Here is a 20869-nt window from a genome sequence, read left to right on the forward strand (position 1 = left end):
GACCGCTGCGGGAGTCGCCTCAGGCGCTCCCGCAGATTACGTTATTTGCTGCTATGGTTTTTGGCATGAGCCAGACCATCTCCCCGCCGTCCCTTCAAGCACCAACACCGTCGCAAACGCGCCTGTCGTTTTGCGAAGCGACTCCGCGCGACCTCAAGCGCTGGATCGCCGACCTGCCCAAAGCCAACATCGGCGAAACCGCCCGCCAGTTGTATCAAGCCTTGGGTGAACTCAACCAATTGCTCACACCCAGCGACAATCGCCTCAATCTGCTGGAGCTGCTGCGGCCCGAGGTGTATTTCGTCTGCCTGCATCTGGAGCGGCACTTCCTGCATCAGGCAATCATGCTCGACGAGCGGTCGCGCAAGATCAGCAATCTCTGTCAGGCCCTGCAAAGCCATCTGGCCATCGGCTACAAACAGATCGTGCTGCGAATTGCGCCAAAGTACCGCAAGGACCGCGCAGCATTGGTCAGTATGGCTCTGCAGCGAGCAGCCCATGCACTCAAAGGCCAACTGCTGCGCGCCACGCAGCTGTATAGCTCGCCGCCGGAACATGTCTGGTTCGAACTGCATCAGCTGTATCGCAGCGCCGCTGAACTGCAACTGCAACACCGCGCCGTGCATGACGACTTGGCCAGCCTCACGACAGAGCTGAGCCTGGAGCAGACCTACATCGCCGCGCTCTTACTGGGCAGCGCTCGTTGCAATCAGTTGCGACAAAACCAGATCGCGCGGCTGGCCGACGTGTTAGAGCCGTGGAGCGCGCGGCTCAAGCTGCATCCCGCAAGCCCGGACGCCGGCCTGCTGGCGATCAGTGCAGAACTGGATGCCGGCCCACGCTATCGCAGCATGTTTCGCAGCGAGCAACAACGCGGATTGCTCGGTTTCGATCCGCAGCCGCTGGTGAATGCCATCGAAGCGCATTTGCTGCATCAGGACACTTCGGCGCCGCTGCCCGTCCCGGCCGGGCTGAGCTTCGATACCTTGCAACACCTGCACGCCAGCTGGGGGCAAGCGGCTGAACGCAGTTTTCAGCGGACCGTTGGCCAAGGCAATCTGACCGTGTGCGTGGGCATGAGCGCCCTGCACTTCTACCTCGGCGGCGAGCGCAGTTTCAGCGAGCTGCTCAAGCTTCCCGGGGCGCGCTCGGCGAATTTCAGCAGTGCCGTCATCAAAGGTGAAAAGGACAGTTGGAGTCAGGCCTTCGACGCAGCACCGCAAAGTAATGCCGAGCAGTTTTTGCCCTACGAGGAAATCCAGTACGACCATTTGGTCGAGGACGAAAGCGGCACCGACAGCACACCCCATTACCCGACCCATGCCCTGCCGGTGATCAACCATAGCCCCGGCGGTTATTGCCTGGCATGGCCAGAGGAAGTGCCCGCCGAACTGCAGGCCGGAGAAATGCTCGGAATACACGACAGTGTCAGTCTGGGCTGGAGCATTGCGGTGATCCGCTGGATCCGTCAGGTACGCGGTGGCGGCACGCAAATGGGCATTGAACTGGTGGCGCCACATGCGCAGCCCTGCGGTTTGCAACTGGTGCGCTCGCGGGACGATCACAGTCAGTATCTGCGCGGATTATTGTTGCCGGAGATCAGTGCAATCGATGTGCCGGCAACCTTGCTGGCACCACGTTTGCCGTTTCAGGAGGGCAGCAAGGTGATGATCAATACCCAAGGCGAAGAACACCGCGCCGGGCTGGATCGGCGGGTGGCAAGTACGCACAGTTTCAATCAGTTTGCCTATCGCTCGCTGGAGGCCGCGAAAAATGGCGGGAGTGAGGAGGATTTCGATTCGTTGTGGAAATCGCTTTAAGTGCCCGCCGATGGATCGGCGGCGCTATCTTCGCGAGCAGGCTCGCTCCCACAGTTGAAATGCATTCCAATGTGGGAGCGAGCCTGCTCGCGAAGAGGCCAGTCAGGCGATAGATATCTCAGAGCTGCCCATCACGATCGCGGAAGCCCAGCAGATACAACACGCCATCCAGCCCTAGGGTGGAAATCGCCTGCTTCGCCGACTGTTTCACCAACGGCTTGGCGCGGAACGCCACGCCCAAACCGGCAATCGCCAGCATTGGCAGGTCATTCGCGCCGTCGCCGACCGCGATGGTCTGCTCCAGACGCAAACCCTCCTTGTGTGCCAGCTCTTTCAGCAAATCAGCCTTGCGCTGCGCGTCGACAATCGGCTCGATCGCCACGCCGGTGCACTTGCCGTCGACCACTTCCAGTTCGTTGGCGAACACATAGTCGATGCCGAGTTTGGCCTGCAATTGCTTGGCGAAATAGGTGAAGCCGCCGGAGAGGATCGCGGTCTTGTAGCCCAGACGCTTGAGTTCGGCGAACAGCGTTTCCGCGCCCTCGGTCAGACGCAATGAAGCACCGATAGAATCCAGCACGCTGACATCCAGACCTTTGAGCAAAGCCAGACGCTCTTTGAAGCTGGCGCGGAAATCCAGTTCGCCGGCCATTGCCCGCTCAGTGATTTCGGACACCTGCTCGCCCACGCCGGCAGCCTTGGCCAGTTCGTCGATGACTTCAGCTTCAATCAGGGTCGAGTCCATGTCGAACACCGCCAGGCGACGGTTGCGCCGGAACAGCGAATCTTCCTGGAAGGCGATGTCGACATTCAGCTCCTGAGCGACGCTGAGGAATTCGGCACGCAGCGCCTGCGGATCGGCCGCTTCGCCACGCACGGAAAACTCGATGCAGCCCTTGCCCTTGTCCGCTGGCGTGTCCAGTGGCATGCGACCCGACAGACGGTCGATATGGTCGATATTCAAACCGTATTTAGCCGTGATCGAACTGACCGCCTGCAATTGACCGGCGGTTACTTTGCGGGTCAGCAGGGTAACGATGTGGCGTTTTTTACCCTGATTGCCCACCCATTGCTGGTAATCCTCTTCGGACACCGGGGTGAAGCGCACCTGCTGGTCGAGCTCGTAGCCCTTGAACAGGATGTCCTTGAGCACGGACTTACCCTGCTCGGAATCGGGAATTTCAACCAGGATGCCGAACGACAGGGTGTCGTGGATCACCGCCTGACCGATGTCGAGAATGTTCACACCACCTTGTGCCAGAACGCCGGTAATGGCCGCAGTCAGACCCGGACGGTCGACTCCCGTGATGTTAATCAGGACGATTTCGCGCAACGCGCACCCCCGCAACTGGAAAAAAACCGCATTCTACCCACTTTCAGTGACCATCGGGCACCGGGAGCGCTTTGCCGGTCTAGGGCCTGTCGCTATACTGCGCGTCAACTTCACGGACAAAAGAGCCGAGCTCAGTGAACCGGCCCACGCCAGTTAAAACCGATAACTTCTTCCTGCTGATCTTCCGTGCACTGCGTCATCGCCGTGTACCGATTGCATTGCGCATTGCCAGCCATAACGTGATCCTGGTCGCTCTGGCCCTGGTGATTTATGCCGGGGTAATGGGCTTGCAATTCAAGCAGGCCATGCACGAGCAGGCCGATGCGCTGGGTGAAAGCCTGACCACGCAGACCGCCACGTCCGCCACGGAGCTGTTGGTGTCCAACGACATCCTCAGCCTCAACGTGCTGCTCAACAACCTGACCAAAAACAAACTGGTGGCCCACGCGGCGATCTACAGCGTGGATAACCGTATCCTCGCCGAATCCGGTCAGCGCCCCAAGCACAGCCTGTTGGGCGAAGCCGAAGGCATGTACGAGAGCAAGATCACTTTCCAGGACGTGACCGCCGGGCAACTGCGCATCAGCCTGGACATGGATCAGTTCCAGCAGCCGATGACCATCAGCCTGCAAAGCATGGGCATTCTCAGTGCGATTCTGTTGGCGCTGTCGCTGGCCTTGAGCCTGCGCATGGGCCGCTATCTGTCGACGCCGTTGCTGCAATTGCGCGTGTGGCTGCGCCGGATTGACGAGCACACACCGGGCATAGAGCGTCAGGATGAGATTGGCGATCTGGCGCGTCAGCTGCACGCCAACTACGCGCCGGAGCCTGCACCGGAACCGGAACCCGAGTTCGAGGATGAGGAGGACGAGACGGAATTCGAGGTGCGCAACTTGCGTGATCCAAGTTTCGACGAAACCCGTCCGATGGCCGCGCAGAAGCCGGCACCGCGACATCTGGTCAGCACCGTTGAAGACGATGATGACGATGACGCGTTCGCCGACCTGCGCGACGAGTCGCTCAATGGCGCGCCGCAACCCGTCGTTCGTCAGCCGTCGCCAAGCGTGCCGCAGCACACCGCCGTGCTGGCCGTGCAACTGGGTTCACAGGAGCAACTGCGCCGCTTGCCACGGGCACGCCTGGAAGAGTTGCAGGAGCGCTATCGCGATTGCCTCGATCAGGCCGCTTCGTTGTATCAGGGCGAAATCGAAACGCTGAACGACGGCAGCACGCTGATGCTGTTCCACACCGAAGACAGTGGCGATGACTACCTGACCAATGCAATCTGCTGCGGTGAGTTGCTGCGCGCGCTGGGTCATCAGTTGCAGATTGAAGTCGCGGACAGCGGCATCACCCTGCAACTGCAATTGGGCCTGACTTTGGGTGACGAGCTGTTTGGCCTGAGCCAGATTGATCTGTTGCTGACCGATTCGGCCCAGGACGCGCTGGCCTTGTCGCAACACAGCCGCAACCTGCTGCTGGTTGAGCGCAAGATCAGTGATGACGCGCTGATCCGCCAGCGTGCACGGATCCGCCCGATCGCCAGCCCTGAGGGGGCTTGCTGCGTGGAGCGGTTGATGGAGCCTTATCCGTCGATGCTTGAGCGGCAACTGGCGCGGATGCATGAGCGTCGGGCGTAGGCCTTAAGTCAGAAACACAGAAGCCCGCAGATGAGTGATTGTCTGCGGGCTTTTTTGTGGATGACTGAAAAGCCCCTCACCCTAGCCCTCTCCCCGAGGGAGAGGGAACTGATTGGGGGATATTGGAGAGCTACACCGACTTGAGCGCCCTGCTGTGAATCCAGAATCACCAAGCTCTTTCAGGTCGACGCATGACGCAGACACCTCGGTCGCTCCTGCTCTACCGAATCCATAATCGCCATGCTCTTTCAGGTCGATGTATGACGCCAGACACCTCGGTCAATCCCCTCTCCCTCCGGGAGAGGGTTAGGGTGAGGGGCTTTTGATCTTCCCCACCAAACCCCAAACACAACAAAGCCCGCACAAGGCGGGCTCTGTTCTGACTCGATCCAGCTTAGAAGCGGAACACTTCCATGTCAGTCCGAATCGGCGAGGCCATCGGAATCTTCGGCTGCTTCTCGGCCTCCGCCGCCGGCGCGGCCGGTTTCGGTGCCGATTTACGCGGCGCTTCGGCCACCGGTGGCTGATTGGCCAAAGGCTTCAGCGCGACCGACAATTGCTCGGCCAGACGCTGCAGCAAAATGCCCTGCGCCTGCACCTGCGAAGCCGTACTACCAGCATGCAGCTCTTGCAGATGCACGATGCGGTTATCGCGCACTTGACCACGACGGTCGATCAGACGCCATTGCGCATCGAGGATCGCCGGTTGTTTCTGACCGGAGTCCAGACGCGTGATGGTCAGCAACACCTGCACATCCGGAGTGAACCCCGAAGTGGCCGGTGCCAGCACCACTCGCTGGCTGTCCAGATGACCCGCCACCTGACGCATCAGCAACTGATCGATATCCGACGAAAGGCTGCCAGCCCAACGACCGTCGGTCGCCGCTTGCAGACTGCCGTCCGGTTGACGTTGCAGCAATGTCTCACGTTGCAGGTAATCGGCTACGACTACCGGGCCCAACAAAACCGCCATGCCAGCGCTTTGCGCAGGCTGAACCGGACTTCCGCTGTCCAGTTGATACAGCGACACCGGCTGGTGAACGCTGCAACCCGCCAGGCCAAGAACGCCGGCGAGCAGGAAAATAAGGGGGCGCAGAGCAGTCATCATCCCGTCCAGGTGGCCGCCACAAGGCTGACCACAGTGAAAATACTCAATAAATATGAAGAACGCTCGGCCACGCCGGCGCTTGGAAAGGCCATATCATCCGTGAATATGCGTTCCGACTCCAGCGCCAAAGCGTCGATCTACGCGTTAAATCGTGGATCGACGCCTCTAGGACGCCTAATTGAGGTTTTCGACGAGCAGCGCATCGACCCGCTGGAAGCCCCTTGGAAGCTTGTTGCCACGACGTCCACGCTCACCTTTGTAGTGTTCAAGGTCGTCAGCCTTCAGCGACAAGGTGCGTTTTCCGGCCTGCAACACCAAAGTGGCGCCTTCCGGAAGTACGGCGATGTCCGTGACATATTCTTCGCGACTGGCCACACGCTCACCGGAAATACCGATGATCTTGTTGCCTTTGCCCTTCCCTAATTGTGGCAGATCGCTGATTTTGAAGATCAGCAGGCGACCTTCGGTCGTGACCGAAGCCAGCCAGTTCTGCTCACGATCAGCCACAGGGCGCGGCGCGATCACTTTGGCGTTGTTCGGCAGGCTCAACAGGGCTTTACCGGCCTTGTTCTTGGCTTGCAGGTCTTCGCCTTTGACCACGAAGCCGTAACCGGCGTCGGAAGCGATCACGTACAACGCGTCGTCTTCCGGCATCAGCACGCATTCGAACGAGGCTCCCGGCGGCGGCGTCAGACGGCCAGTCAACGGTTCACCCTGGCCACGCGCCGACGGCAGCGTATGCGCGGCAACCGAATAGCTGCGGCCGGTGGAGTCAATCACCACGGCAGACTGGTTGGAACGCCCCGCCGCCGAGGTTTTGAAGCCATCGCCGGCCTTGTACGACAGGCCGGTAGCGTCGATGTCATGCCCTTTGGCTGAACGGATCCAGCCTTTTTCCGACAGCACGACGGTGACTTTCTCGTTCGGCAGCAGATCGTGTTCGGTCAACGCTTTGGCTTCGGTACGCTCAACGATTGGCGAACGACGATCGTCGCCATAGGTTTCGGCGTCCTTGATCAGCTCGGTACGCACCAGTTTTTTCAACTTGGCTTCGCTGCCCAGCAGGGCTTGCAGCTTGGCTTGTTCCTTGAGCAGTTCGTCCTGCTCGTCGCGCAGCTTCATCTCTTCCAGTCGCGCCAACTGACGCAGACGGGTGTCGAGGATGTAGTCGGCCTGAATCTCGCTGAGGGCGAAACGTTCAATAAGCTTGGCTTTCGGATGTTCCTCGGTACGGATGATGTGGATCACTTCATCCAGATTGAGGTAGGCGATCAACAAACCGTCCAACAGGTGCAGGCGACGCTCGACTTTGTCGAGGCGGAATTGCAGGCGGCGACGCACGGTCTGCACGCGGAATTCCAACCATTCGACCAGCAACGCGCGCAGGTTTTTCAACTGCGGCTTGCCGTCCAGACCGATGATGTTGACGTTGACCCGGTAGGTCGACTCCAGCTCGGTGCTGGCGAACAGGTGCTGCATCAGCGCTTCGTGATCGACGCGGCTGTTGACCGGAATGATCACGATGCGGCACGGGTTTTCGTGGTCGGATTCGTCGCGCAGGTCAGCGATCTGCGGGGCTTTCGACGGTTTCGCCTGCATCAGCGCGGCAATCTGCTCCAGCACTTTCGCACCGGAGACCTGATGCGGCAGCGCGGTGACGATGATGTCGCCGTCCTCGACGTGGTACACGGCGCGCATGCGCACCGAGCCCTTGCCGGTTTCGTACATCTTCAGCAGGTCGGCGCGCGGCGTGATGATTTCTGCTTCGGTCGGATAGTCCGGGCCCTGAATGTGTTCGCAGAGCTGTTCAACCGTGGCTTTCGGCTCATCGAGCAGACGCACGCACGCTGTCGCGACTTCGCGCAGGTTGTGCGGCGGCACATCGGTGGCCATGCCCACGGCGATACCCGTGGTGCCATTGAGCAGGATGTTCGGCAGGCGCGCTGGCAGCACCAGCGGCTCCTGCAAGGTGCCGTCGAAGTTCGGGCCCCAGTCGGCAGTGCCTTGGCCCAGTTCGCTGAGCAGTACTTCGGAATAACGCGACAGCCGCGCTTCGGTGTAACGCATGGCGGCGAAGGACTTCGGATCGTCCGGCGCACCCCAGTTACCCTGGCCGTCGACCAGCGTGTAGCGATAGCTGAACGGCTGGGCCATCAGCACCATCGCTTCGTAGCACGCCGAGTCGCCGTGCGGGTGGAACTTGCCGAGCACGTCACCGACGGTACGCGCCGATTTCTTGTGCTTGGAATCGGCGTCCAGGCCCAACTCGCTCATGGCGTAGACGATACGCCGCTGCACTGGTTTCAGGCCGTCGCCAATATGCGGCAAGGCACGGTCCATGATCACGTACATGGAGTAGTTGAGGTAGGCACTTTCGGTGAAGTCGGCCAACGAGCGGCGTTCTACACCGTCCAGGCTGAGATCAAGGGGGTTGCTCATGCAGGCCTCATCGGTTCGTTGTCTGGCGCAGCAGCATGGTGCCACCGCGCTGAGTAAATTCAAGTTTGTTCAGGGCGCTCATGCCGAGCAGCACCTGATCGCCATGCAACCCCGGCGCCACCAGTGCACGGACGTCCCGCAGCACGATGTCACCCAGTTGCAGACGGGCAATTTTGGTCCGATAGCCCTGGCTCAGGCCGTTGGCCGTGCTCAGGGTCACTCCGAAGCCCTCTTCCAGTTTCAAACGCTTGGCCAGATCCGCCGGGATCGCCACATCGGTCGCACCGGTGTCGAGCATGAACTCCACCGGCTCACCGTTGATCTGACCGCTGGCGACAAAATGCCCTTGGGCATTACCGGCCAGTTTCACCTCGATAAACCCTTCACCCTGCTCCGAGCTGACTACCACGTTCGGATTCTGCTGGCGTTGCTCCCACTGGCCAAAGAACCGCGTCGCGAGGAACAGCGCCGCGCACCACGCCAGAATCATCAGCACCCGACCGGCGCGCTTGCCCGGCGGTTGCTGGCTCATGGCTTGGCGCTCCAGCCACCGTCAGGTGCGGCGAAGCGCCAGACGATCGGCCGAACCTCACCGTCAGCGCGCGGGCCGAAATTATTGTCGACGCCGACCCATGCACCATCAGCGTCAACGATCAGCGCCTCTTCCAACCCGAAGTTCTGCGAATAACGGCGGTTGGCCTGCAACAGTTCAGCGGCGTACGACCAGCAACGCTCGACCTTGGCGGTCTGCGCATCGCGCCGACAAATCTGGAACGCGTTGCGCTCAAGGGTAAACAATTTGCCGTTAAACAACGAAAGGTCGGAAAAGTCTCGGTTGACCGCTCTGGCCTTCAGGAACTGCGGCGGCTGCATTTCCTTGCCGCCCTCGCTGAGCAGCACGCAACGACCGTCGCAATCCCACACCGTCTGCTGGCGCTTGATCAGCAGCAAGCCACGGCTTTGCCGCTCGGCGGCCAGCCACATCTGATCACCCGCCGGGCTGATCGCCAGGCCTTCGAAGATCGCATTGAAATGCAGGAGCATGCCGCTGGCCCGCGCTTCGCGAACCATCATCGGCGAGATCTTCAGCCAGTTGACCGGGCCGCTGACGGGCACCTGCAAGACCGCCGCGTGGCCCTCGCTGACAATGTAGCGATTGCCGGCGCTGTCGCAGCTGATGCCTTCGAAATCCAGATCGCCACCGCGCACGAACGACGCGGCCCAATTGCGCGAGCGCAACCCCCACGGCAAACCGGTCTCAGGCACCAGGGGTACGTCGATGTGCAAGGCTTCGGCCTGCCAGACCTGTTCGGCGGTATTGAGCCGATAGATCTGATCGTCATCGCGGTCCGACACCGTCCACAACTCGCCGCCACACATGGCCAGCCCCGACAGGTTGCCGCCGCGCATGCCCTCGACCGGGTGCCCGGAGAGCACGCGCAACTCCTGCAACGGCTCGGCCGACACATTCATTGCACTCAGCAGCAACGCACCCGCCAAGGCCCAGCCAAACCGCATCAGGCCAGCACCTCGGCGAGGTTGCCTTTGGATTCCAGCCAGGTCTTGCGGTCACCGGCGCGTTTCTTCGCCAGCAGCATGTCCATCATTTCCGAGGTTTCGGCGAAGTCTTCACCCAGCGTCAGTTGCACCAGACGCCGAGTATTCGGGTCCATGGTGGTTTCACGCAGCTGCGGCGGGTTCATTTCACCCAGACCTTTGAATCGGGTGACCTGCGGTTTGCCGCGCTTCTTCTCGGCGACCAGACGGTCGAGAATGCCGTCGCGCTCGGCTTCGTCGAGGGCGTAGTAAATCTCTTTGCCCAAGTCAATGCGGTACAACGGCGGCATCGCCACATAGACGTGACCGGCATCCACCAGCGGGCGGAAATGCTGGACGAACAACGCACACAGCAAGGTCGCAATGTGCAGACCGTCGGAGTCGGCGTCGGCGAGGATGCAGATCTTGCCGTAGCGCAGTTGGCTCATGTCCGCCGCACCCGGATCGACACCGATGGCCACGGCAATGTTGTGCACTTCCTGGCTGGCCAGCACTTCGCTGCCGTCGACTTCCCAGGTGTTGAGGATCTTGCCGCGCAACGGCAGGATCGCCTGGAATTCCTTGTCCCGCGCTTGCTTGGCGGAACCGCCGGCGGAATCACCTTCGACAAGGAACAGTTCGGAACGCATCGGATCCTGCCCGGCGCAGTCCGCCAGTTTGCCCGGCAATGCAGGGCCCTGTGTAACGCGTTTGCGCTCGACCTTTTTGCTGGCCTTGAGGCGACGACCGGCGTTGTTGATCGCCAGTTCAGCCAGCGCCAGACCGGTTTCCGGGTTGGCGTTGAGCCACAGGCTGAACGCGTCCTTGACCACACCAGAGACAAACGCCGCCGCTTCACGCGATGACAGACGCTCTTTGGTCTGGCCGGAGAATTGCGGCTCCTGCATTTTCATCGACAGGACGAACGCGATGCGTTCCCAGACGTCTTCCGGCGCCAGCTTCACACCGCGCGGCAGCAGGCTGCGGAATTCGCAGAACTCGCGCATCGCATCGAGCAGGCCCTGACGCAAACCGTTGACGTGGGTACCACCCTGCGCCGTCGGGATCAGGTTGACGTAGCTTTCCTGCACCGCGTCGCCACCTTCCGGCAGCCACAGCAGCGCCCAGTCGACCGCTTCTTTATTACCGGCGAAAGCGCCGCAGAACGGCTCGTTCGGCAGGCGTTCGAATTCGCTGACCGCATCGACCAGATACGAGCGCAGGCCGTCTTCGTAATGCCACTCGACTCTCTCGCCGGTACCTTTGTCTTCAAAGCTGACCAGCAGCCCCGGGCACAAAACGGCCTTGGCCTTGAGCACGTGCTTGAGGCGGCTGATGGAAAATTTTGGTGAGTCGAAGTATTTCGGGTCCGGCGCGAAGTACACGCTGGTGCCGGTGTTGCGCTTGCCGACGGTGCCGACGATTTCCAGTTCCGAGGCTTTGAAGCCGTCGTTGAAAGTCATCTGGTATTCGTTGCCGTCACGCTTCACGCGTACGCGCACTTCGGTCGACAAGGCGTTGACCACGGAAATACCCACGCCGTGGAGACCGCCGGAGAACTGGTAGTTCTTGTTCGAGAACTTGCCGCCCGCATGGAGCTTGGTGAGGATCAGTTCGACGCCCGACACGCCCTCTTCCGGGTGGATGTCGACCGGCATGCCACGGCCGTCATCGCTGACTTCCAGCGAGTGATCGGCATGCAGGATGACCTGTACCGATCTGGCGTGGCCGGCCAAGGCTTCGTCGACACTGTTGTCGATGACTTCCTGGGCGAGGTGGTTCGGCCGACTGGTGTCGGTGTACATGCCGGGGCGTTTGCGCACCGGGTCGAGGCCCGAGAGGACTTCGATGGCGTCGGCGTTATAAGAGCTAGCGCTGGGAGTGGCCATAGGGTCTCGTCGTCAGTCATTCATGAAATAGGGGCAAGACTTCACAGTGCGGTGAAATCGATTGCCTGATACACATCGGCGCCAATGCCGGCAAAACTCAGCAACGCCGGCAATTGCCCGGCAAAACCCTGAAAACCGTGGTCGCCGCCGGCCTGAATACGCAAGGCACAGGCCCGGTAATACTGCTGGGCGAGGCGATAATCCAGTGTTTCATCGCCGGTCTGCAACCAGACCTGATAGCGCTGCGCATCCTGAGGCGCCGGCACTTCCAGTTCGGCCAGAGCGGTGACGTGGTCGTGGGTCAATTCCCAGGTTTCATCGGTATACAGGTTTTTCTGCGTGCCCAGATAGCCGTCGAACATCCGGTGCGGGCTGACCGCCGGGTTGACCAGCAGGGCTTTCAGGCCATGGCGCTCGGCCAGGTGAGTCGCATAGTAGCCGCCGAGTGAGCTTCCCACCAGCAGCGGGCTGCCCAGCTCGGCGATTGCCCGCTCCAACTGACCGATGGTTTCGCGCGGGTGGTGATGCAGGGCCGGAACTCGCAATTTGTCGCTCAAACCCAGCTGCTCCATCACGGAGACCAGCTGACAGGCCTTTTTCGAGGCCGGGGCGCTGTTGAAACCGTGGATATAGAGGATCGAACCGGACATTTGAGCTCCCTGGGTGTCGGTTTGGGTTTGCGGAGTTTACAGGGAGAGAAGATTGGATTGGGGGTGGTTTCGATAATTTGGTGTGACATCACGAGCTGCCCTCACCCTAGCCCTCTCCCGGAGGGAGAGGGGACTGATTGGGGGATATTAAAGAGATACACCGACCTGAAAGTGATTGGGCGAATCCATAATCAACTCAGTATTTCAGGTCGACGCATGACGCAATACACCTCGGTCGGCCCCCTCTCCCTCCGGGAGAGGGCTGGGGTGAGGGGCTCTTGATCGAAAATCAGTAACCTTCGGAACCGTAATCAACGGTAAAAGCAAAACCGGTGACACGCTCCACGCCAGTCTCCAATCGCCCATCCGGCAACAACCGCAACCAGCGATACCCCGGCGCCTGCTCCCCCACCTTGAAGTCCTCACTCCCCGGCTCAAACTGAATGCACGTCGAAGGCGAAGCCATCAACCGCACGCCATTGCGCTCACGATCAATCTCCTGATGCACATGCCCCCACAACACCGCGCGAGCCTGTGGAAAACGATCCAGCACCTCGAAAAACGCCTCCGGATTGCGCAAACCGATCGGTTCCATCCACGCACAACCGATCGACACCGGATGATGATGAAAGCACACCAGATGATGGCGCTCCGGCGCTTCGCTCAGCGAACGGGCCAGCAGTTGCAGTTGATCGTCCTGTAAATAACCCGGCACCGAACCCGGCACCGCCGAATCCAGCATCGTCACCCGCCAGTTACCGATATCGACTACCGATTCCAGCAACGCGCTCTGCACCGCCGCCTCTGCCATGATCATCGGTTCGTCGTGATTACCGGGAATCCACCGCGCCGGAGCGTCGATCTGCGCGCTCATCTGGCGAAACTGCTGATACGACTCCAGCGTGCCGTCCTGCGAGATATCGCCGGTGGCCAGAATCAGGTCGATCTGCGGCTGCTGCCCCAGCACCAGCTCGATGACCTTTTGCAGGCTCTCGCGGGTGTTCATGCCCAACAGTGTGCCGTTCGCTTCAGCAAACAAATGGCTGTCGGACAACTGCACCAGCAACGCCGGATCGGCGGTGGTCAACGTGGATACGCTCGGCAAGGCGTTCTCCCAAGGCAAAAGCACGGAATCGATCAAGTGCCGCAATTATGCTGGGGGATCAGTGAAAGAGGAAACCGCCGAACCGGACGCAGTTCACAACTAGCGTACGACTTCGTACTCGTGCCCCAACGCCAGACAATGACTCAGCCATTCCCCCAGGAAAAGATTGAGCTGAGCTTTTTCATCCGGCTGATGCATGGCGGCGTTCGGGTAAGGATAGATGCCGCGAAAGCGTCGTGCATGTTCGGCACTGACCACTTCGGCCATGCGCGCGTCGTGATAGACCTGCACTTCCAGTTGCGGCACCGGCAGCCAGGGCAGGCTGTGTTCCTGACGCACCTGCAAAGTGGTGGTGTACGGGCAGGTTTGTAGCACTTCGAGGGCCAATACGCCGAGCATCTGCTCGCCCTGAGTGACGGCGATGCGCCGCGCCTCGGGTTCGTTGCGCATGTCCGGGACCAGTCGCATCAGACGCGCGTAGTTGGCCTCGCAGGCGGCTTGCAGCCCCACGAGGTCAACCCGATAGCGATCGCGCAACTTGTTTACGACCATAACCCCCTCACTTCGGCGCGATTCAGCGCCAGCCACTGCAAGGCGATGATGCTCGCCGCGTTGGCAATGCGTCCGTCACGGACGGCCTGCAAGGCATCTTCAAAGGCCCAGACCGTGACGCGGATATCTTCTGCCTCTTCTTCCAGGCCATGCAGGCCGCCAACGCCGTCGGTGCTGCAACGCCCCAAGTACAAATGCACGAACTCGTTGCTGCCGCCCGGCGACGGGAAATATTTGGTCATCGGCCACAAGGCCATGATGTCCAACCCAGCTTCCTCCTGCGCTTCGCGGTGAGCAACTTCTTCCGGCTGTTCATCCTTGTCGATCAGACCAGCGACCAGTTCGACCAGCCACGGATTGTCGGTCTTGCCCATGGCGCCGATACGGAACTGCTCGATCAGCACCACTTCATCGCGCTGCGGATCGTACGGCAGCATGCACACGGCATCGTGGCGAACAAAGATTTCACGGTTGATTTCGCGGCTCATGCCACCGGCGAACAATTCATGGCGCAAGTGGACACGGTCGAGCTTGTAAAAGCCCTCGTAGCATTTTTCGCGCCGCACGATATCGACGGCGGTCGGAATGGCGTTGGCAAAATCAGTCATGAGCATCCTCTTTACTGCAGATCCATTACGAGTTGCCGCTTGTTACTGGCAACCTCGACTTCGCGCCATCCTAACGCGCCCGAACGGTTTGATGCAGCCCCTTTACCGTCAGCGGGATGGACGGTGGAGGCGAAACCCACTCTAATTAGCTTAGTGGCGAACTGACTGCTTCTGCGAGAGTCGAAGCGGATATCTTTTTGCCTTCCCCTGCTTTCGAAAGGACGCCCATGTCGCTTTTCAAAATTGCCTCCGTGGCCGCCATTGCCCTGACTCTGGGCGCGTGCGCCAGCCTGTTCCAGCCCAACTACCGCACGCCGCTGGAAACCACCCGCGATGCATCGGAACAACTGAAACCGGGCTGTTCCAACCCGGATTGCCCGCTGGTGAACATCGACACCCTGCGCTTCCCGGCCGAACCTGCGCTGGACGGAATCATCGAAAAACGTCTGCTGCAAATGACCCGCACCGAGAAAAACGCGCCGGTGGCGCCCACCCTGGCGGCCTACCGCGAGCAGTTTCTGGCCAGCGCCGGCCCGCGCAACAGCAGCTACCTGCAAGCGAAAGTACGTGAGCAGCATGACGGCTTGGTGATCATCGAGGTGTCGAGCTACCTCGACACCGGCGGCGCGCATGGCACCCCGGGTCGCGGTTTCATCAACTATTCGCGCCAGCAGCACAAAGTGCTGAACCTGTCCGACATGCTGATGCCGGGTCAGGAAGAGGCATTCTGGAAGGCCGCGCAGGTGGCGCACAACAGCTGGTTGATCAGCACCAAGCTCGATCAGGAGCCGGAGTTCGTGGCGAACTGGCCGTTCGTGAAAACCCCGAACGTAGCGCTGACCTATGGCGGCGTGATCCTCAAGTACGACGTGACCACCATTGCGCCTTACGCGCTGGGCCACGTCGAACTGAAGATTCCTTACCCGCGTCTGAACGGCATTCTCAAGCCCGAGCTGTTTCCCGGCCGTAACTGAAGGCCCGGCCCAGCACTAACTGCAACAGCCCTGCCAGCACCAGCGCCGGCAGGGTTGCGCCGACATCCGGATACAGATTCGCCAGCAAGTGGTAGGTGCTCACGCCACCCAGCCACGCCAACAACGCCGGCCAGCGCAATGCGGCTGACGCAACCTGAGCGCTGCGCTTGCGCAGGATGAAGTGATCCACCAGCACCACGCCGAACAGCGGCGCAAACACCGAACCGATCAACAGCAGGAAGTTCTGGTACTGCGCCAACGGCGCCAGCAGGGCGATCAGCGTGCAGATCACGCCGATGGCCAAGGCCAGATGCTCGACTTTCAGACGCAACAGAATCCCGCTGGACACCGCCGCCGAGTGAATATCGGCGAAGGCGTTTTCCGACTCATCGAGCAGAATCAGCAGCAGCGGAATGCCCAGCCCGGCACCAGCCAGAGCCAGCAACAGCGCGTTGACTTCACCGCTTGGCGCGAAGGCCAAAGTGTAGGCAACGCCGAGGCTCATCAGCCAGAAGTTGCCGATGAAGAAACCGACCGCAGTACCGCCGAAAACATTCTTCGCCCGCTTGCCGAAACGCGAGTAATCGGCGATCAGCGGCAGCCACGAAAGTGGCATCGCAATAGCGATGTCGAAGCCCACGGCAAACGGCATCGAACCGTCACCGGCGCGCGACCAGAGATCGGCCAGATCGGCTTTGGCGAACAGGTTCCAGGTCAGCCACAGGCACGCCGCCAACAGCAGCCAGATGCCCCACTTGCGCAGGATCTGCCGGACAAAAGTCAGCGGCCCGCTGACCGCAAGCAAGGTTGCCAACGCACCGAAAAACAGCGTCCACAACACCGGGTTCGACCACAGCGAACCTTCGCTGAACGCGCGGGTACCGAGCAGGCTGGCAGCGTCGCGCATGACGATGATTTCGAACGAGCCCCAACCGACCAGTTGCAGCAGGTTGAGCAGCGCCGGCAGGCTCGCACCTTTGCTGCCGAGGCTCAGTTTCAGCGCGGCCATCGACGACAGGCCGGTGTCGCTGCCGATTACGCCAACGGCGGCCAGCAACATTACGCCGACCAGCGTGCCAAGGAAAATCGCCAGCAGCGAACCGGACAGGCCCAGACCTGGAGCGAGCAATGCGCCGGTCTGCAAAACCATCAGGCCGATGCCGAGGGAGAACCACAGGGAAAACAGATCGCGACCGCCGAACACACGCTTGTCGGCGGGTACGGCGAGGTCTGGGGAATAGGTGCTGGGTTGAATGCTCAAGGGTGTTATCTCAAAAAGGAGCAGAGAAAAAGCTGCAAGCTGCGAGCTACAAGTTAGAAGCAGTGCGCGGACTGCTTCTGATCTTGCAGCTTGTAGCTTGCCGCTCGGGGCTAGACTTTCTTGTACAGCTGACTGCCTTCCTTCTTGAACCGCTCGGCCTGTTCCGCCAGGCCTTGGGCGACGTCCACATCGACCGCGTCGATCCGCTGGTTGGCCGCGTACTCGCGGACTTCCTGAGTGATCTTCATCGAGCAGAATTTCGGCCCGCACATCGAACAGAAGTGCGCGACCTTGGCCGAATCCTTCGGCAGGGTTTCATCGTGATACGAACGGGCGGTGTCTGGGTCCAGACCAAGGTTGAACTGGTCTTCCCAACGGAATTCGAAACGCGCCTTGCTCAAGGCGTTGTCGCGAATCTGTGCACCCGGATGTCCTTTGGCCAAGTCCGCTGCGTGGGCGGCGATCTTGTAAGTGATGATCCCGGTCTTCACGTCATCCTTGTTCGGCAGACCCAAGTGTTCCTTCGGCGTCACGTAGCAGAGCATCGCGCAACCGAACCAGCCGATCATCGCCGCCCCGATACCCGAGGTGATGTGGTCATAGCCCGGCGCGATGTCGGTGGTCAGCGGGCCGAGGGTGTAAAACGGCGCCTCGTCGCAGCACTCCAGCTGCTTGTCCATGTTCTCTTTGATCAACTGCATCGGCACGTGACCCGGGCCTTCGATCATGGTTTGCACGTCGTGCTTCCAGGCGATCTTGGTCAGTTCGCCGAGGGTTTCCAGTTCGCCGAATTGGGCGGCATCGTTGGCGTCGGCAATCGACCCCGGACGCAAGCCATCGCCCAGCGAGAAGCTGACGTCATAGGCTTTCATGATTTCGCAGATTTCTTCGAAATGCGTGTAGGCGAAGTTTTCCTTGTGATGCGCCAAGCACCACTTGGCCATGATCGAACCGCCACGGGAAACGATACCGGTCACGCGTTTGGCGGTCAGCGGCACGTAGCGCAGCAACACGCCAGCGTGAATAGTGAAGTAGTCGACGCCCTGCTCGGCCTGCTCGATCAGCGTGTCGCGGAACAGCTCCCAGGTCAGGTCTTCGGCCGCGCCGCCGACTTTTTCCAGCGCCTGATAGATCGGCACCGTGCCGATCGGCACCGGCGAGTTGCGGATGATCCACTCGCGGGTTTCGTGAATGTGCTTGCCGGTGGACAAGTCCATGATGTTGTCCGCGCCCCAGCGAATGCCCCAGGTCAGTTTCGCCACTTCTTCTTCGATGGACGAACCCAGCGCGCTGTTGCCGATATTGCCGTTGATCTTCACCAGGAAGTTACGGCCGATGATCATCGGTTCCAGTTCGGTGTGGTTGATGTTGGCCGGAATGATTGCGCGGCCACGGGCGATCTCTTCACGGACAAATTCAGGGGTGATGATTTTCGGCACGCTGGCGCCGAAGCTGTGGCCCGGGTGCTGCTGATCGAGCAGGCCGGCGGCGCGGGCCACTTCAAGCTTCATGTTTTCGCGGATGGCGACGAATTCCATCTCGGGCGTGATGATGCCCTGACGCGCATAGTGCATTTGCGTGACGTTGGCGCCAGCCTTGGCGCGGCGCGGGTTGTTGACGTGGGCAAAGCGCAGTTTGGTCAATTCCGGATCGGCGAGGCGTTCGCGACCGAAGTTGGAACTCAGGCCGGCCAGACGCTCGGTGTCGCCACGGTCGTCGATCCACGCCGAACGCACATCGGCCAGGCCTTTGCGTACGTCGATCACCACGTTCGGATCGGTGTACGGGCCCGAGGTGTCGTAGACGGTGACGGGCGCGTTGATTTCGCCGCCGAAGTCGGTCGGGGTCACATCGAGGGTGATTTCGCGCATCGGCACGAGGATGTCCGGGCGCGAGCCCTGAACGTAGACTTTTTGCGAACGGGTGAACGGCTTGACCGATTGCTCGTCGACCTTGGCCGAGTCACTCAGGTTGATCGCGTTTTTTGATTTTGTAGTCATCACGGGCTCTCCAGACAGCATCCAGGCAGTGGATTGTCGGAGCAGAACCTGAAAGGCACGGACGCACCAGGACCGGTGCTGTGCATCGTCGTCGAGCGTTCGATTGTCGAACAATTTCCCGGACGAAGCACAAGAGGACTCGCCGGGTGACGAGAAATCTTGTTCCCTACGCAGGCGCTAACCTGATCAGGTTCAACGGGATCCGAAATTATTCGATCTCAGCCTCATAGCAAGGCACCCCGACAAGAACCCGGCCAGTCTAGACACAACTGGCAAAGAACGCCAACACCGTGGCAATCACCATGATGAATGGCGCAAATACAGGGGCTTGGCCGATTGTTGTGATGCGCTTGCGCAACTACACTCGCTGTGCCCTGCCAAGTCTTGACGCTGCGGGGCCTGCGCCTTACCTTTGGCGTCCGGATTACTTCCATAATATTAATGCTAGGGATCGCCTCATGCTGCGCAAACTCTCACTGGCTCTTGCCGTGTCTTGTGCGTCCAACGCAATGGCCTGGGCAGCAGAAGCGCCCTTGTCGACCAAAACCGATCTGGTCAGCGTCTATCAGGAAGCGGTCGACAACAACGCCGATCTCGCCGCCGCCCGTGCCCAGTACGGTGCGCAGAAAGAAGTAGTGCCACAGGCTCGCGCCGGGTTGCTGCCGAACCTGTCCGGCGGCGCCGAAACCGCCAACGTGCGCACCTCGATCGATCAGCCCTCGGCCATTGCCAATCGCAGCGCTCACTCGTATCAGGCGACCCTCGCGCAACCGTTGTTCCGCGCGGATCGCTGGTTCCAGTACCAGGCCGCCAAGGACGTCAACGAACAGGCTGCGCTGCAACTGTCAGCGACCGAGCAAAACCTGATCCTGCAATCGGCCGAAAGCTATTTCAACGTGCTGCGCAGTCAGGACAACCTGGCCTCGACCAAGGCTGAAGAAGCCGCGTTCAAGCGCCAGCTCGACCAGTCCAACGAGCGTTTCGACGTGGGCCTCTCGGACAAGACCGACGTCCTGCAATCGCAAGCCAGTTACGACACTGCGCGGGCCAACCGCATCGTCGCCCAGCGTCAGGTCGATGATGCCTTTGAAGCGCTGATCACCCTGACCAACCGCCAGTACAACTCGATTCAGGGCATCGTCCATACGCTGCCGATCCTGCCGCCAGCGCCGAACGATGCGAAATCCTGGGTCGACACGGCGGCGCGGCAGAACCTCAATCTGCTCGCCAGCAACTACGCGGTCAGCTCTGCCGAGCAAACGCTCAAGCAACGCAAGGCCGGCCACTTGCCGACCCTCGACGCGGTAGCGAAATACGAGAAAGGCGACAACGACGCCCTCGGTTTCGCCAACCCGAACTCGTTCGGTGCGCCCTACGGTGGCAACGTCGAACAAAGCACGGTCGGCCTGCAACTGAACATTCCGATCTACAGCGGCGGGCTGACCAGTTCGCAAGTGCGTCAGTCGTATGCGCAACTGGATCAAAGCGAACAACAGCGCGAATCCCTGCGCCGACAGATCGTCGAAAACACTCGTAACCTGCACCGTGCGGTGAACACCGACGTCGAGCAGGTGCAGGCGCGTCGTCAGTCGATCATCTCCAACCAGAGCGCGGTGGAAGCCACGGAAATCGGTTACCAGGTGGGTACGCGCAACATCGTTGACGTGCTCGATGCGCAGCGTCAGCTGTACACCTCGGTGCGCAACTACAACAACACGCGCTACGACTACATCCTCGACAACCTGCGCTTGAAGCAGGCGGCGGGGACGTTGAATCCGGGGGATCTGGAAGATCTGCGGCGTTATCTGAAAGCCGACTACAACCCGGACAAGGATTTCCTCCCGCCGGATCTGGCCAAGGCTGCCGAGGCGCAGCTCAAGGCCCGGCCTTAAGCCTTAAAAACAAAAGATCGCAGCCTTCGGCAGCTCCTACATTGGAATACGTTTCCTGTAGG

Annotated in this window: 16 protein-coding genes and 1 riboswitch; of the genes, 4 read left to right on the forward strand and 12 right to left on the reverse strand. The window is 60.5% G+C overall.

The features are described from left to right. Nucleotides 1–65 precede the first annotated feature (65 nt). Nucleotides 66–1820 (forward strand): molecular chaperone, encoded by a 1755-nt coding sequence (locus CKW17_RS16535; protein ID WP_095120644.1) that lies wholly within the window; start codon nt 66–68, stop codon nt 1818–1820. 118 nt (nt 1821–1938) lie between these two features. Here CKW17_RS16535 and serB read toward each other — a convergent pair whose 3' ends face one another. Further along, on the reverse strand, nt 1939–3153 hold the full coding sequence (serB, locus tag CKW17_RS16540) for a phosphoserine phosphatase SerB (protein ID WP_008079219.1): 1215 nt from the start codon (nt 3151–3153) through the stop codon (nt 1939–1941). Between the two features lie 134 nt (nt 3154–3287). On the opposite strand from serB, the gene CKW17_RS16545 reads away from it, so the two are divergent. Then, nucleotides 3288–4793 carry an AhpA/YtjB family protein gene (locus CKW17_RS16545; protein WP_095120645.1) on the forward strand — a complete coding sequence of 502 codons (1506 nt, stop codon included), beginning with the start codon at nt 3288–3290 and terminating at the stop codon, nt 4791–4793. 394 nt (nt 4794–5187) lie between these two features. Here the strand turns inward: CKW17_RS16545 and CKW17_RS16550 are convergent, their stop codons facing one another. From CKW17_RS16550 to CKW17_RS16590, 9 genes are all read right to left on the reverse strand, one after another. After that, a complete protein-coding gene (locus tag CKW17_RS16550; protein ID WP_095120646.1) occupies nt 5188–5898 on the reverse strand; it encodes a membrane integrity-associated transporter subunit PqiC in 711 nt (236 codons plus the stop codon). Between the two features lie 177 nt (nt 5899–6075). Continuing rightward, nucleotides 6076–8340 carry a DNA topoisomerase IV subunit A gene (parC, locus tag CKW17_RS16555; protein ID WP_095120647.1) on the reverse strand — a complete coding sequence of 755 codons (2265 nt, stop codon included), beginning with the start codon at nt 8338–8340 and terminating at the stop codon, nt 6076–6078. Between the two features lie 7 nt (nt 8341–8347). Beyond that, nucleotides 8348–8872, reverse strand: coding sequence for a TIGR02281 family clan AA aspartic protease (locus tag CKW17_RS16560; protein ID WP_053116749.1), 525 nt, complete (start codon nt 8870–8872; stop codon nt 8348–8350). Next, entirely contained in the window at nt 8869–9858 is a 990-nt protein-coding gene (locus CKW17_RS16565) for an esterase-like activity of phytase family protein (RefSeq protein ID WP_095120648.1), read from the reverse strand. Before CKW17_RS16565 ends, CKW17_RS16560 begins: the two co-directional genes overlap by 4 nt. Further along, nucleotides 9858–11765, reverse strand: a complete 1908-nt coding sequence (parE, locus tag CKW17_RS16570) for a DNA topoisomerase IV subunit B (protein WP_095120649.1) — start codon at nt 11763–11765, stop codon at nt 9858–9860. Before parE ends, CKW17_RS16565 begins: the two co-directional genes overlap by 1 nt. Before the next feature lie 41 nt (nt 11766–11806). Further along, nucleotides 11807–12415, reverse strand: a complete 609-nt coding sequence (locus CKW17_RS16575) for a YqiA/YcfP family alpha/beta fold hydrolase (protein WP_095120650.1) — start codon at nt 12413–12415, stop codon at nt 11807–11809. Between the two features lie 289 nt (nt 12416–12704). Next, nucleotides 12705–13520 carry a 3',5'-cyclic-AMP phosphodiesterase gene (gene cpdA / locus CKW17_RS16580; RefSeq protein WP_095120651.1) on the reverse strand — a complete coding sequence of 272 codons (816 nt, stop codon included), beginning with the start codon at nt 13518–13520 and terminating at the stop codon, nt 12705–12707. A gap of 99 nt (nt 13521–13619) precedes the next feature. Further along, complete coding sequence (locus tag CKW17_RS16585; RefSeq protein WP_034151669.1) at nt 13620–14072, reverse strand: DUF1249 domain-containing protein; 453 nt, start codon at nt 14070–14072, stop codon at nt 13620–13622. Then, nucleotides 14063–14680: an NUDIX domain-containing protein gene (locus CKW17_RS16590; RefSeq protein WP_095120652.1), complete on the reverse strand. Its 618-nt coding sequence runs from the start codon at nt 14678–14680 to the stop codon at nt 14063–14065. Before CKW17_RS16590 ends, CKW17_RS16585 begins: the two co-directional genes overlap by 10 nt. Nucleotides 14681–14907: 227 nt before the next feature. Between CKW17_RS16590 and CKW17_RS16595 the strand changes: the two genes are divergently transcribed. After that, entirely contained in the window at nt 14908–15654 is a 747-nt protein-coding gene (locus CKW17_RS16595) for an RsiV family protein (RefSeq protein WP_095120653.1), read from the forward strand. On the opposite strand, the gene cytX is transcribed toward CKW17_RS16595, so the two are convergent. Next, complete coding sequence (cytX, locus tag CKW17_RS16600; RefSeq protein ID WP_095120654.1) at nt 15623–16915, reverse strand: putative hydroxymethylpyrimidine transporter CytX; 1293 nt, start codon at nt 16913–16915, stop codon at nt 15623–15625. The genes CKW17_RS16595 and cytX overlap by 32 nt on opposite strands. A gap of 110 nt (nt 16916–17025) precedes the next feature. Then, nucleotides 17026–18915, reverse strand: a complete 1890-nt coding sequence (gene thiC, locus CKW17_RS16605; RefSeq protein ID WP_007915736.1) for a phosphomethylpyrimidine synthase ThiC — start codon at nt 18913–18915, stop codon at nt 17026–17028. 146 nt (nt 18916–19061) lie between these two features. Continuing rightward, nucleotides 19062–19167: riboswitch (TPP riboswitch) on the reverse strand. Between the two features lie 206 nt (nt 19168–19373). Between thiC and CKW17_RS16610 the strand changes: the two genes are divergently transcribed. Then, nucleotides 19374–20807, forward strand: a complete 1434-nt coding sequence (locus CKW17_RS16610) for a TolC family outer membrane protein (RefSeq protein ID WP_016985680.1) — start codon at nt 19374–19376, stop codon at nt 20805–20807. The last annotated feature ends 62 nt before the right edge of the window (nt 20808–20869 follow it).

It is taken from the genome of Pseudomonas sp. Irchel s3f10, from assembly GCF_900187515.1.
In the GTDB taxonomy this organism is placed as follows: Bacteria; Pseudomonadota; Gammaproteobacteria; order Pseudomonadales; family Pseudomonadaceae; genus Aquipseudomonas; species Aquipseudomonas tensinigenes.

Coding starts and splice junctions, on each gene's coding strand:
- CKW17_RS16565 (WP_095120648.1), bottom strand. CDS start 9,858: ATGCGGTTTGGCTGGGCCTTGGCGGGTGCGTTGCTGCTGAGTGCAATG.
- CKW17_RS16535 (WP_095120644.1), top strand. CDS start 66: ATGAGCCAGACCATCTCCCCGCCGTCCCTTCAAGCACCAACACCGTCG.
- CKW17_RS16590 (WP_095120652.1), bottom strand. CDS start 14,680: ATGACTGATTTTGCCAACGCCATTCCGACCGCCGTCGATATCGTGCGG.
- CKW17_RS16610 (WP_016985680.1), top strand. CDS start 19,374: ATGCTGCGCAAACTCTCACTGGCTCTTGCCGTGTCTTGTGCGTCCAAC.
- CKW17_RS16585 (WP_034151669.1), bottom strand. CDS start 14,072: ATGGTCGTAAACAAGTTGCGCGATCGCTATCGGGTTGACCTCGTGGGG.
- thiC (WP_007915736.1), bottom strand. CDS start 18,915: ATGACTACAAAATCAAAAAACGCGATCAACCTGAGTGACTCGGCCAAG.
- CKW17_RS16550 (WP_095120646.1), bottom strand. CDS start 5,898: ATGACTGCTCTGCGCCCCCTTATTTTCCTGCTCGCCGGCGTTCTTGGC.
- parC (WP_095120647.1), bottom strand. CDS start 8,340: ATGAGCAACCCCCTTGATCTCAGCCTGGACGGTGTAGAACGCCGCTCG.
- parE (WP_095120649.1), bottom strand. CDS start 11,765: ATGGCCACTCCCAGCGCTAGCTCTTATAACGCCGACGCCATCGAAGTC.
- CKW17_RS16575 (WP_095120650.1), bottom strand. CDS start 12,415: ATGTCCGGTTCGATCCTCTATATCCACGGTTTCAACAGCGCCCCGGCC.
- CKW17_RS16560 (WP_053116749.1), bottom strand. CDS start 8,872: ATGAGCCAGCAACCGCCGGGCAAGCGCGCCGGTCGGGTGCTGATGATT.
- CKW17_RS16595 (WP_095120653.1), top strand. CDS start 14,908: ATGTCGCTTTTCAAAATTGCCTCCGTGGCCGCCATTGCCCTGACTCTG.